The sequence below is a fragment of the Streptomyces sp. NPDC047061 genome (assembly GCF_040643955.1).
GTDB lineage: Bacteria > Actinomycetota > Actinomycetes > Streptomycetales > Streptomycetaceae > Streptomyces.
This window is the reverse complement of record NZ_JBEYVI010000001.1, coordinates 226,030-239,035: the sequence shown is the minus strand read 5'-3', so window position 1 is coordinate 239,035 and position 13,006 is coordinate 226,030. Positions and strand designations below refer to the sequence as shown.

10 protein-coding genes and 1 pseudogene are annotated in these 13,006 nt (G+C 67.4%); 1 reads left to right on the top strand and 10 read right to left on the bottom strand.

Annotated elements, in window-relative coordinates:
* Window positions 1–7: 7 nt before the first annotated feature.
* From ABZ887_RS01035 to ABZ887_RS01000, 8 genes are all read right to left on the bottom strand, one after another.
* Window positions 8–982 (bottom strand): aldo/keto reductase, encoded by a 975-nt coding sequence (locus tag ABZ887_RS01035; RefSeq protein ID WP_361281478.1) that lies wholly within the window; start codon window positions 980–982, stop codon window positions 8–10.
* Window positions 979–1,974 carry a DedA family protein gene (locus tag ABZ887_RS01030; RefSeq protein WP_361281476.1) on the bottom strand — a complete coding sequence of 332 codons (996 nt, stop codon included), beginning with the start codon at window positions 1,972–1,974 and terminating at the stop codon, window positions 979–981. The genes ABZ887_RS01035 and ABZ887_RS01030 overlap by 4 nt, the downstream gene beginning before the upstream one ends.
* Before the next feature lie 62 nt (window positions 1,975–2,036).
* A complete protein-coding gene (locus ABZ887_RS01025) occupies window positions 2,037–3,524 on the bottom strand; it encodes an MFS transporter (protein ID WP_361281474.1) in 1,488 nt (495 codons plus the stop codon).
* Between the two features lie 118 nt (window positions 3,525–3,642).
* A complete protein-coding gene (locus tag ABZ887_RS01020) occupies window positions 3,643–4,824 on the bottom strand; it encodes an FAD-dependent oxidoreductase (RefSeq protein ID WP_361281472.1) in 1,182 nt (393 codons plus the stop codon).
* Window positions 4,821–5,018, bottom strand: coding sequence for a ferredoxin (locus ABZ887_RS01015; RefSeq protein WP_361281470.1), 198 nt, complete (start codon window positions 5,016–5,018; stop codon window positions 4,821–4,823). Before ABZ887_RS01015 ends, ABZ887_RS01020 begins: the two co-directional genes overlap by 4 nt.
* Before the next feature lie 46 nt (window positions 5,019–5,064).
* Window positions 5,065–6,279, bottom strand: a complete 1,215-nt coding sequence (locus ABZ887_RS01010; protein ID WP_361281468.1) for a cytochrome P450 — start codon at window positions 6,277–6,279, stop codon at window positions 5,065–5,067.
* A 158-nt stretch (window positions 6,280–6,437) separates the two neighbouring features.
* Window positions 6,438–7,661 (bottom strand): cytochrome P450, encoded by a 1,224-nt coding sequence (locus tag ABZ887_RS01005; RefSeq protein ID WP_361281465.1) that lies wholly within the window; start codon window positions 7,659–7,661, stop codon window positions 6,438–6,440.
* Between the two features lie 730 nt (window positions 7,662–8,391).
* Window positions 8,392–8,871 carry a nitroreductase/quinone reductase family protein gene (locus tag ABZ887_RS01000; RefSeq protein WP_361281463.1) on the bottom strand — a complete coding sequence of 160 codons (480 nt, stop codon included), beginning with the start codon at window positions 8,869–8,871 and terminating at the stop codon, window positions 8,392–8,394.
* An 80-nt stretch (window positions 8,872–8,951) separates the two neighbouring features.
* Between ABZ887_RS01000 and ABZ887_RS00995 the strand changes: the two genes are divergently transcribed.
* The gene (locus ABZ887_RS00995; protein WP_361281461.1) at window positions 8,952–9,650 is read left to right on the top strand and encodes a helix-turn-helix domain-containing protein; all 699 of its coding nucleotides are present in this window, start codon (window positions 8,952–8,954) and stop codon (window positions 9,648–9,650) included.
* Window positions 9,651–9,860: 210 nt separating this feature from the next.
* Here ABZ887_RS00995 and ABZ887_RS00990 read toward each other — a convergent pair.
* Window positions 9,861–10,550 (bottom strand): annotated as a pseudogene (locus ABZ887_RS00990) (response regulator transcription factor); the annotation flags it as partial.
* A gap of 91 nt (window positions 10,551–10,641) precedes the next feature.
* Window positions 10,642–13,002 (bottom strand): MMPL family transporter, encoded by a 2,361-nt coding sequence (locus ABZ887_RS00985; protein ID WP_361281459.1) that lies wholly within the window; start codon window positions 13,000–13,002, stop codon window positions 10,642–10,644.
* Window positions 13,003–13,006: the final 4 nt, after the last annotated feature.

Here is a 13,006-nt window from a genome sequence, read left to right as displayed (position 1 = left end):
TCCCGTTTCACCTGACGCGGTCGCCAGCGACCGCCAACCGCTCGAGTTCCTTCCCGGTCAGCTTCAACTCCATCGCGGCGGCTGCCTCTTCCGCCTGTCGGGGCCGGGAGGCGCCCGGGATCGCGACGACCGTGTCGCCGTAGAAGGTGATCAGCCAGTTCAACGCGATCTGGGTCACGCTCACGTCGTAGGCGTGCGCGATCGCGCGCAACTCTTCGATCAGAGGCCAGGTCCGGGTCAGGCCCTCACCGCGCAGATGCGGATTGCGTCGGCGCCGGCTTCGGGACTGTGCCTCCAGATGCGTCGGGTCCTCGTGCAGCCGGCCGGTGAGCACCCCGCGGCAGAGCGGTGAGTAGGCGATCAGGGTGATGCCGAGGTCGCGGGCGGTCTGCAGGACGCCGTTGTTCTCGATGTCCCGGTCCAGCAGGCTGATCCGGGCCTGGTTGGAGGCGAGGGTGACGCCCTCCTGGCGAAGGATCTCAGCGGCTTCGCGAAGTTGCCGTGCCGAGAAGTCGCTGACCCCGACTGCGCCGATGCGGTTCTCCCGGGCAAGCCGGGCCATCGCCCGCAGCTGCGCCCGCATCGACGACAGACTTCCGTGGGGGCCGTGGATCTGGTGGAGACCGATGGGGTACCCCTGCAGTGCCCGGAAGCGATCGGGAATCGTTCGCTCGATGCTCGCGCTCCGTCGCAGCCAGGGAGCCCACTTCGTGGCGATCAGGACCTCGTCAGTTGACACCCGGTTGTCCCGGAGGGCTGTCGTCAGGGCCTGTTCAGAGGCGCCGCGTCCGTATACCTCGGCGGTGTCGAACCAGTTCACCCCGCCGGCGAGGGCCGCGCCGACGATCTCGGCCGTCATGGTCGCGTCCAGCGGTGAGAAGATCCGCCCCGCCATGCCCCGACCCTGGGCGAACTGCAGACAGCCCAGACCGATGGGGCTGATCTCATGGTCCGTCGACCCCAGTCTGCGTTCGTACGTCACGGCTGCGTCACCTCTACGTTCTCGTCAATGGTCTCCATGTCCGCGGCGACCTCTCCTTGCCGACGGCTGCGACGCCGCAAAACAGCGGGGACAGACAGGAGCGCGGCGAACCTCCGCCTCCGAGGACCACGACGCTTCAGAACAGCAGGGACAGATGGTACTGCGGCGATCTTCCGCCTCCGGTGGCTACGAGCAGACGAAACAGCCGACGCAGACGACACGGCAGCGGCTTCCCCCTGCCGACCACTGCAACGCCTCAGGACGGACGGGACAGAGAAGACCGCGGCGAACTTCCGCCTCCGGCCACTACGACCGGGCGAAACAGGCGACGCAGACGACACCTCAGCGACGCTCCCCTGCCGACGCCTGCGGCGTTTGATGAGAACAATCGGGGCGGCTACGACAGTGACACCGATGAGGATGTACGGGAGCATGCCGACGGCATCGGTGATCCGGTGCCAGTTCTCACCGAGCAGGTAACCGGAGAGAAGCAGGGTGGAGTTCCATATCAGGCTGCCCAATGCACTGAACAGCACGTACTTCGGCAGTGGCATCCGGTGCACCCCGGCCGGGATCGAGATGAAGCAGCGGACGCCTGGCAGTATCCGGCCGAACAGCACGGCTTTCGTGCCGTGCCGGGTGAACCACGCCTCGGCGCGGTCGACGCCCTCCGCCTTGATGCCCGGGATTTTCGTCAGCGCCGCGCGCGCACGGTCGTTGCCAAGTCGCGCCCCGATGGCGTACATGACAAGGAAGCCCGTGACCGATCCCGCGGTGGCGCAGGCTATGGCGGTGGCGATGAGAATGCCGCCCTGAGTCGCGGAGTACCCGACCAGAGGGAGCAGCAGGTCGACAGGCAGAACCGAGGTCATGCTGTCCAGAGCGGAGAGCAGCGCGAGGCCCACTGCACCGAGTGAGTCGATCAGGTCGAGGGCCCAGCCGGCGACACCGCCTGTCGGTTCGTTCGTGGCTTGGGCAAGCAACAACTGCATGCTTCTCCTCAGGGAGGTGTTCTGTCAGGTGTGGGGGGACCGTGCGGGCTGCTTCACGGCACCTACTCGGCGTCGGCGACGGGCCTTCTGGCTACCTTCTCCGTCGGTGCGGACACTTCCTCAAGCAGGTCGGCCGGCTTCTGGCGGGGGATGAAGCACGCGACGGCGAGGGCGAGGGCAGCAGAGCCGACGCCGATGGCCAAGACCGCACGCAGACCGTTTTCAGAAGGCAGGACCGCGTCGCCGAAGGCGACGGTCATGTGGGCGAGGATGACGCCCGCAGCGGCACTGGAGACGGTGTTGCCGATGGAACGCATCAGCGCGTTGAGGCTGTTGCCGGCGGCGGTTTCGGACACAGGTACGGCGCCCATGATGAGCCCGGGCAGCGCGCCGAGTGCGAAGCTGACGCCCACGGCGACGACGCAGGAAGCCACGATCAGCTGCCAGACCTCGGACATCATCGCCATGGCCAGCAGGTAGCCGGCCCCCGTGATCACGGAACCGACCATGAGCGTGGTTTTCGGGCCCTTCTCCCGGGTGAGCCGGGAGGACAGCGGCGTGGTGGCCAACATGACCAGTCCCGAAGGGGCCATGACCAGGCCGACGACCACCAGGGACTTGCCCAGCCCGTAACCGGTGGACTCCGGTGTCTGAAGCAGCTGCGGCAGGACCAGGCTCATCACGAACAGCGAGAACCCGATCGCCAACGCTACGAGGTTGGTGAACAGGACCTGTGGACGGGCCGCGGTTCGCAGGTTCACGAGGGGCTGTGAGGAACGCAGTTGGAACCAGCCCCACCACGTGAGGACAACCGCGGCTCCTCCGAACAGGCCGAGGGTGTTGCCGCTGCCCCATCCCCAGTCCTCGCCTTTGGAGACCGCGAGCAGCATGCAGACCAGGCCGACCGCCAGACCGAGGGCGCCGGTCAGATCGAAGCGTCCTCCCGCCCGCACCGTCGACTCGGGCACCAGCAGCACCACGAACACGCCAGCGACGACACCGAATGCTGCGGCGGCCCAGAACAGGACGTGCCAGTCGAAGTTGTCGACGATCAAGGCGGAAATGGGCAGGCCCACGGCGCCACCGACTCCCAGAGAGCCGGACATGAGGGACGTGGCACCAGGCACCCTCTCGGCGGGGAGCAGATCTCGCATGATGCTGATGCCGAGCGGGACTACGGGCGCCGCAAGGCCTTGCAGCGTACGCCCCACGAGGAACGGGGCTAGGGATTCACTCAGCGCGCAGAGCACCGATCCCGCCGCCAGCACAACTATGCCGAGCAGAACCATGCGCCGCTTGCCGTACATGTCGGCGAGCCGGCCCATGACCGGCGTGGCCACGGCGCCGGACAGCAGTGTGGCGGTGACAGCCCACGCCGTGTCCGCCGATCCAGCGCTCAACAGACCGGGCAGCAGAGGAACGATCGGGAAGACCATGCTCTGCGTGAACGCGACCGCGATACCGGCGAACGTCAGAACGACGACCAGGACGTTCAGCCTAGGTTGCGCCGCGTCCTTGGTGTCGAGGGCGGAGGGATGTGTCGGATGCATGGACTGGCCTCTGTGAGGGGTGGCCTGTGACAACGGCCGGGGAGAAGGCCGGGGGCCGTGTAGTGGTGGCGGCTGCGAGGCTCGTGGGCGCCTCGCAGCCGTGTGTGAGTGAAGCGACTCAGATGGCAGCCGCCGACCGATCCGGGACCGCATCGCGCCAGGCGGCGCGAACGGCGATGGCCTGCCGCCACTGCCGGATGGCCTTGGGCGGCATACCGACCGCCAGGGCGCCGGAGAGCCGGTCACCCGTGCGATAGACGGCCAGGAACCGACGATCCGTCAAATCGCCCTCAACCACCGTGACTTCGTCGTGGCCGCGCAGATAGCCGTACGCCTGGATCTTCATGTCGTACTGGTCGGACCAGAAGTACGGCACCGGCGCGAACGGTTTGCGGCTCTCCGGGTTGAGCAGGTTGCGCGCGGCGGCCATGCCCTGCTCCGCGGCGTTGGTGCGGTGCTCGATGCGCATCACGGTGTCGAAGAGGGGGTTCCACCAGCGGGCGACGTCGCCGGCCGCGTACACGTTCCGCGCGGCCTCGCAGTACTCGTCGCACATCACGCCATCGCCGGTGGACAGACCGCTGCCTTCGAGCCACTCCGTGTTGGGCAGCGAGCCGACGGCGACCAACACCGCGTCCCCCTCGACCAGTTCCCCGTCCGCGAGCCGTACGCCGTGCTCCGCGACCTCAGTGACGCTGACTCCGCAGCGCAGGCTCACGCCGTGCTCCAGGTGAGCCCGCGTCAGCACTCGGCCGACCTCGTCGCCCACGGCATGCGCCAACGGCACCGGGGACGGTTCCAGAAGAGTCACCTCGCAGCCGCGCTGTCGGGCGACCGCGGCGACCTCGGCTCCCAGAAACCCCGCGCCGACCACCACCAGGCGACGGCCCGGCTTCAACACACCCCGCAGCGCGAGCGCGTCGTCCAAGGTGCGTAGAACGTGCGCGCCCTCACCGGGCAGGGGGCGTGGTCGTACGCCGGTCGCGATGACCAGCGCGTCGTACGGTACCGGTGTGCCGTCGGTCAGCTGTACCGTACGGTCCGCCAGGTCCAGGCCGGTTGCGGTGACGCCCAGGAGCATGTCCAGGTCCAGGCCGGTCACGTCGGCGGGAGTGCGGAGCGCGACCCGCTCCGCGTCCCATTCCCCGGTCAGAACTTGCTTCGACAGGGGCGGTCGGTCGTAGGGCGAGTACGGTTCGTCGCCGATCAGTGTGAGGCTGCCGTCGAAGCCTTCCCGTCGGAGTGTCTCGGCTGCCGCGAGTCCGGCGGCCGAGGCGCCGACGATGACGACGCGTTTCACTTCTCGGCCAGGAGGATCGCGGCGGCGGGGCAGATGGCGGCCGCCTCGCGCACCCCTGCGTGCAGTTCCTCGCCGGGGTTCGCGTCCAGCAGGATCGCGATGCCGTCCTCGTCACGCTGGTCGAAGACGTCGGGGGCGGCCATGACGCACTGCCCGGAGGCGACGCACTTGGGCTCGTCCAGTACAACATGCATGGTGTTTTTCCTCAGGTCCTGGGTGTGAGTGGGGGGATGGGGGGGATCACCAGGTGACGGGCAGCGAGTACAGGCCGTAGACGATCATGTCGTTGCGGAAGTCCAGCTTTTCGGCCGGCACCGCCAGTCGCAGCTCCGGCAGTCGGCGCAGCAGGGTAGGCAGGGCGATCTGCAGTTCCGCGCGCGCCAGTTGCTGTCCGACGCACTGGTGCGTGCCGTAGCCGAAGGCGAGGTGGCCGCGGGTGTCACGGTCGAGGTCGAAGGTCCCGGGATCCGTGGTGTAGGCGGGGTCCCAGTTCCCGGCGGGCAGATTCATCGACACGGCCTCGCCGGCCTTGATCCGCGTCCCGCTGAGGGTGAGGTCCTCGGTGGCGACGCGGAAGACGTTGCTGTGCACGATCGTCAGGTAGCGCAGCAGTTCCTCGACCGCGTTCGCGACCACCTTGGGATCGTCGGTGTCGCGGATCCGGGCAAGGAGATCCGGGTGCTGGAGCAGGGCCAGGGTGCTCAACGCGATCATGTTGGCGGTGGTCTCATGCCCCGCGACGAGGAGAGCGCTCGCGCTCACCACGGCTTCCTCGCGCCGGAGTTGGCCAGTGAGAATCTGCTCCTGCGCCAGTCGGCTCAGCAGGTCGTCGGCCGGCTCGCGCTCCTTGCGGGCGACCAAGTCGAGCAGGTACGCGAACATCGCCCTCCGCGACCCCATCATCTCCTCCTTCGACACGCCTGAGCGCAGGACGAGCATGGTGTGGTTCTGGAAGAACTCGTGGTCGTCGTAGGGCACTCCGAGCACGAGGGAGATCACCAGGGACGGCAGCGGCAGCGCGTACTCCTGAACCAGGTCCGCCGGGCCTTCCTTGGCGGTCATGGTGTCGAGGAGGTCGTCCGCCATCTTCTGGATACCGGGCCGCATCGCCTCGATCCGCTTGACGGTGAAGTCCTTCGTGAACATGCGGCGGATCCGGTTGTGTTCCGGGTCGTCCATCCTCGGGAAGGACGGTGTGCCGTCGGGGCCGGTACCCGGTCCGGGCATGCTGGGGTTACGGCCGTCCGCGCTGAGCCGCTCGTCGGCGAGCGCCTCCTTGATGTCCGCGTACCGGTTCACCGCCCATACGGGGGTTCCATCGGCCAGTGCGGCCCGCTCCAAGCCCTCCTGCGCGACCCATTCGCCGTACTCGGGGGCCATCTGCAGCGGGCAGCTTGCGGGACGGGGAACGGGGAACGGGGGAAGGCCGGTCTCTCCCGTGGCAGACACAGTCATGATTGCTCCTGGGGTTGTGGGGGTTCGTCGGTACGGCACACAACGGACCGGCCGTACGGGGACGCTCGGGTGATCCCATGACCCCGGGCGCGCGGTCGCCGCGCCCGGGCGGATCAAGGACTCTCCGGTCTAGACAGAGGCCGACTCGATGAGCACGCTCACCAGAGAACGGGGACGCTGCCCACGCCGCCTGTGACGTGCTGGTCATAGCGGAGTTCGATCTCGTCGACGTCGACGGCCAGACGCAGGTCGGGGAAGCGGCGCAGCAGGGCGGGGAAGACCATGCGCAGCTCGGTGCGGGCGAGGCTTGAGCCGATGCACACGCGTGGGCCGTAGCCGAAGGAGACGTGCTGGTTGGGGCTGCGGCTCGGGTCGAACTCGTCGGGGTTCTCGAACTTGGCGGCGTCCCGGTTGGCCGCGTCGTTGCCCAGCAGCACCGCCTCGCCACGGGCGACGGGGACGCCGCCCACCTCCACGTCCTCGTCCGCGTAGCGCAGCATCCCGACACCGCCGGGAGCGGCGATCCGCAGAATCTCCTCGACCGTTCCGTTCACCCGGGCAGCCGGATCGGCCGCCAGCCAGTCCCGCCGACTCGTGTCGGACAGCAGCCACACCGATCCCATGCCGATCCGGTCGGTGGTCGTGTCCACACCCGCGGACAACAGGACCGCCGCGATCATCGCCACATCCCGGTCGGTGAACGAGGGGTCCTCGGCCTGCATGGCCAGGATGTCCGAGATGGCGTCGGTTCCCGGGTTCTCGCGCTTGAAGGCGGCCAACTGGCTCGTATAGGCCATGAACTCACCCATGGCGGCCTTGCCGTCGTCGCCACCGTAGACGGCGCCGAGCCGCTGCGACCAGTCATGGAACTTGACGTGGTCTTCGACCGGTGCCCCGAGCATCGCGCAGACCACCATGGCGGGCAGGCGGCTCGCCAGAAGTTCGAACAGGTCCACCGGCTGATCCGGCCGGTCCTGACGTGCCGCTTCCATGCCGTCCAGGCACTGCTCGATGAACGTGTGGATCTGCTCGGTGAGCCGCCGGATACGGGGAACCGAGAACGCGGGCACCAGCATCCGGCGCATCCGGTCGTGGTCCTGCTGTTCCCTGCCGTAGTTCAGCGTGGGGCCACCCAGGAAGAAGGCCTGGGTGATGCGGGGCGCCGTCTCCGGGTCGTGGTGCGAACGCAGGAAGCGCTTGTCGTCGGCGTAGATCTGGCGCACCTCCTCGTATCCGGTCACCAGCCAGGCGGGATCGCCGGCCGGGGTCGTCACGCGGGTCACCGGGCACTTGATCTGCGGCGCTCCCTCCGCGGACTCGGGGTGGAGAACGCTGGTGCGCCGGAAGGGGAAGTCGGGAGCGTCGGGCGCCGTACTGGTCATGAAAGTTCCTCACGGGCTGTGGGGGCCGCCGTGCTCGGCGGACGTGGGGATATCGCGACGCGAGCCGGAGACGATCGGGGGAGGTCGCCTCCGTCCCGCGTGCATGCCCAGCCTTTCGCGAGAGCCCCTCCCTAGTCGTCCTGCCTGTGCTGTCAGTCGGCCCTACTGAACGTGCTGGAGCTTCTACTGAAATCGCAGTACGGCATCGCATGTTCGCGCCTGCACAGTTACTTCACGACCTCGTGCGCCCATGCAGGTCACAGGCTTTTGCGACTACAACTTGCGCTCTATATAAGCCACTTGCCTGATCACTTCCCAGCCAGCAGGGCCTTACGTGGAAGCCGTCTTGATTCCCACAGCGAACAAATCGACAGCGGCTCCGTCCTGTACACCCACACGGTCGTGTGCCGCCGGCGCCTGGGAGGCGACCGACGGCACTCGACTGTCCTGCATCACTACGCCGAAGCTATTTGTCCCAGACCTTGCTCAGCCCGGTCCTGCATGGCGTCTAGCATCTGGTCCCGGCCCGAGTGGTCGCCGTCGAGATCGGGCAAAGCGTGGACTACTGACGCTTGATACCGGCACAGCCGCCTGAAAACCCAACTCCTCATCCAACGCTATGACTTGAACCGAGGTACTGGCTTGCGGACCCCCTGTACTCCTGTCGCTGTTTGACCAACTCCGCATTGATCGCGCCCAGTTCACTCCGGCCAGGCGCGATGCACACCACTCATCGAGCCAGACGGAAAACGACCAAGCGTGTCTTCTGGCTGGCCGCACGCAGTTCCTCCGGCGCCGGCTGGCGATCGCCAGGAAGGCCGAGCATCAGGGCCTTGGCTGCCCGCGGCCCGTTGCGGCGGGCGAACTCCGCAAGTAGATCGGCGATCGCAATGTGGTCCTCGAAGACCGTGGGAACCGCGTCGTGTTCGCGGCCCCGGATACGGAGCCGGACGGTGGGTCCTGTGCGCAGATTCGGGATCCAGCTCAGCTGGCTGGACATGGCCAGGACCGTGCCGGGATCCCAGGCGAAGTAGGAGATGGGGACGGTGATGTCACGCCCAGTCTTCCTGCCGGTGTAACTCAGCAACATCACACGCCCGCTGAGCAGGCGGTGCAGGCGTGATGCGAGCAGCGGGCGTATCACCCGATTCAGCAACCGGAATACCTTGACGGGAGGAAGTTTGGGCGCAGCGTTCTCGGTCTGACTCACGGCATCTCCAAATGTGAGGGTGCCCTCAGGTTGAGGCGAACCGTAACATGAGGGCACCCTCCGATTGATAGGGTCGAGCCATGCCTGCCGAGATGGAGAGCGCCAGTGACACGGCGCGGCCGCCCCTGCGGCGCGACGCACAGCGCAACCGTGACGCTCTGTTGGCCGCGGCCCGGGACATCTTCTCCACACGCGGCCTGGACGCCCCGCTAGAGCAGGTGGCGCGCCGTGCGGGCCTGGCCATCGGCACCCTTTACCGGCATTTCCCGACCCGGGTGGAGCTGCTCCAGGAGATCTTCGTGCACAAGCTGCGTCTCTGGCACGAGGCGGCCGAGCGTGCGGCGGCGGAAGAGGACGCGTGGGAAGGCTTCCGGCTCTACCTGGAGACGACGTGTGAGCTACTGGCCGACGACCGGGGCCTGGGCGACCTGGCGTCGGTACGCCTGCCCGAGTCGGCTGGCCTCGATGAGGTCCAACGCCGTATCGCACGGCTCGCGACCCACATCGTCGAACGGGCGCAGCAGCAGGGCACCCTACGCGCCGACATCACCCCCGAGGACCTGGCGTACGTCGTCTGGTCTCATACCCGGATCGCCCACGCAACCCATGGCATCGCAACGGACAACTGGCGCCGCCACCTGTACCTGATGCTCGACGCCTTCCGCGCAGACCGCGCCCATCTCCTCCCCGAACCGCCACTGACCGGGGACCAACTCCACCGCTCCATGCTCCGGCTCGGAGGCGCCGACCCATGTCCCGGCGAGGCGCAGGAGCAGTAGGGGTTGAACACTCATGCACAGTGCGCCGAGCGGTCAAACGTGACCGGCCGGTGCTTGGGCGGACGCTATCGCCTTGGACGTGAACCACCTTCACCGGCAGAGCTGGCGAGTGCTCGTGTGTTCAGTCGTCCTCACAGAGCCGCTCGGCTGTTGAGGCAGGCCGGCTCGGCGTACCACGGAGTGCGGTGGATCCGGCGCAGTAGCGACATTGGGTCGGACCAGACCCGCCTCGTAGGCGAAGACCACGGCCTGGACGCGGTCACGGGCGCCGATCTTGGCGAGCATGTGACTCACATGAGACTTGACCGTGCTCTCGGCGACGTGGAGACGCTCGCCGATCTCGGCATTGCTCCAGCCGGCGGCCACAGCGACGAGGATCTCCCGTTCACGGGCGGTGAGCTCCGAGTGCTTCCGCTCCGGCTGCGGGACGAGGTGGGGAAGAAAGCGTGCGACAGCATCGATGAACTTACGGGTGAGGCTGGGTGCGATGACGGCGTCTCCGGCCGCCAGCATCCGGATCGTCGTGATCAGTTCGTCCGGTGACGCATTCTTGGACAGGAATCCGCTGGTGCCGGCACGCAAGGCCTCGTAGGCGTACTCGTCGATGTCCAGCGTTGTCAGGACCAGGACACTAGGTGCGCGTCTCCCCGCCCGGACGGAGCCGAGGTTCTGCGGGAGTCCGGCTCTCTGAGTAATGCACCGAATGGCCTCGATACTGTCCATTCCGGGGTCATGGACATCCATCAGGACAACGTCGGGGCTCAGTTCGGCGCTCTTGCGGACCGCTTCGGCGGCGTCTGTGGCCTCGCCGACGACAGACATGTCGGGCTGGGCTTCCAGCAACGCGCGGAAGCTGAGACGAAGCAGGGTCTGGTTGTCCACGAGGAGAAGGGTGATCATGACGGTCGCTCTCTGGGGTGTGAGGTGGGCAGCCCGCGAAGTCCGCCCGCGGTATGCGCCGCGGGCGGACCGAAGGAAGTTGGTCTCCTGATCAGACGCCTGCGCGTACCGGGTCCTGGGGCGGCAGAGCCTCAGCTTCGTGCTCCGCCGGACGGCGGTTGAGGGTCTCGCCCTCGATGTCGACGTGCGGCAGGAGACGGTCCAGCCACTTGGGTAGCCACCAAGCCTTGTCGCCGAGCAGGCTGAGGATCGCGGGCACGAGGGCCATGCGGACGACGAAGGCGTCGAAGAGCACGGCCGTCGCCAGACCGAAGCCGATCATCTTGATCATGGAGTCGCTCTCGCCGATGAAGCCGGCGAAGACAGCGACCATGATCAGTGCGGCAGCGACCACCACGCGGGCACTGTGCCGGAAACCTGAGACCACGGCTTCGCGCGCCGACTCCCCATGCACGTAGGACTCCCGCATCCGGGAGACAAGGAAGACCTCGTAGTCCATCGCGAGTCCGAAGACGATGCCCACCAGGAAGATCGGCATCATGCTCATGATCGGCCCGGTCTGCTCCACGCCGAGCAGGCTCGCCCCATGCCCCTCCTGGAAGACCGCCACCACGGCACCGAGGGCTGCCAGGACGGAGAGGAGGAAGCCGAAGGCCGCCTTAAGCGGGACGAGCAGGGAGCGGAAGACGACCAGCAGGAGGACGACCGCCAGGCCGACGATGGTGATCAGATACGGGATGAGCGCACCCTGCACCTTCGTCGCGATGTCGATGTTCAAGGCCGTGGTGCCGGTGACCTCGAAGGTCGCACCGTCCACAGCGGCTTCGGTCGCGGAGCGTTCGGCACGGATAGTCTTGACCAGCGTCATGGTCTTCGCGTCCGTGGGACTGGTGGACGGCGTCGCGCTGAAGACCGCGGTGTCACCTGCCTCGTTGAAGTGGGGCTGGGCGACGGAGACGACGCCCTTGGTGTCGGCGATCTTCTCGCTGATCGCGCTCACCGCGGCCTTCGCATCCGTGGCGCCCTTGGCATCCACGACGATGGTCAGCGGCCCGTTGAAGCCGGGGCCGAAGCCTTCCGCCAGCGCGTCGTAGGCTCGCCGCTCGGTGGTGGCGGTGGACTTGGCCTCGTCACCCGGCATGCCCAACTGCAGGCCCGTCGCCGGCAGCGCGAGAGCTCCGAGACCCAGGACGCCGAGGATCAGGACAGGGAGCGGGCGACGCAGTACAAAACGCGCCCAGCGGGTACCCAGGTTGTCCTTGGGTGCCTCTGCATCGGACAGGCCATTGCTGACCTTCGCACGGTGCTTGCCCGGTACCGCCTCGCCTGACAGGACTGTGCGGCCTGTCACCGTCTTCTTCCCCGCCACGACCCTCCTGACAAGCAGAGTCCGGGTACGCACCCCGGCCTTCCTGGCTCGCTTGACCCCTTTACGCGCGGTGCGAGGGAGCACTGCGTTCGGCCAGAAGCCGAGGAGTGCCGGGACGATCGTCAGAGCGATGAGCACGGCGACCATGACCGCGCCGGCGGCGGCCAGTCCCATCTTGGTCAGCATCGGAATGCCGACCACCGCAAGACCGGCCAGGGCAATGACCACAGTGAGCCCGGCGAAAACCACCGCCGAACCTGCCGTTCCGACGGCCAGCCCGGCCGCTTCCTGCGGGGAGTGGCCCTTGGCTCGCTCCTCGCGGTAGCGGGAGACGACGAACAGGGCGTAGTCGATACCGACCGCCAGCCCCAGCATCATCGCCAGGGTGCCGGTGCTCGTGGACAGACCCAGGGCACTACCCAGCAAAGTGATCGTGAACATGGTGATGGCGACACCGATGATGGCGGTCAGCAGGGGCAGTCCCGCGGCGGCCATCGAACCAAAGGTGATCAGCAGTACGACCGCTGCCACCGAGATACCGATGATCTCGGCGACCCCACCCGGACTACCACCGCTGTCCATCGCCGAGCCACCCGCCTCGACCGTCAGGCCCGCCTCACGCGCCTGATCCGCGGCCTCCTCCACCGCCGCACGACTGGCGTCGGTGACCTCCTCGGACTTCACCTTGTAGGTGACCGTCGCATACGCCGTCGAGCCGTCCTTGCTCACCGCCTGCGACTCGAACGGATCCGCCACACCGGCCACCTGCGACCCGGACGCCAGCGAATTCACCGCCTCCTCGACGGCCTCACGGTTGTCCGTCGCGGTCACCTTCTGGCCATCGGGAGCCACGAACACCACCCGAGCGGTAGCCCCGTCCGCAGCCGCCCCGGGAAAACGCTCTTCCATGAGATCGAATGCCTTCTGGGACTCGATCCCCGGCATCGAGAACTCCTGGTCAGTGGTGCCGGGGGCTTTGAGGGCACCCAACCCCACACAGGCCAGGACGCCGGCCCACACCAGGGCGACGTACCAGCGTCGTCGGAAGGCCAAGCGGCCCAGTCGGTAGAGGAAGGTAGCCACGGCA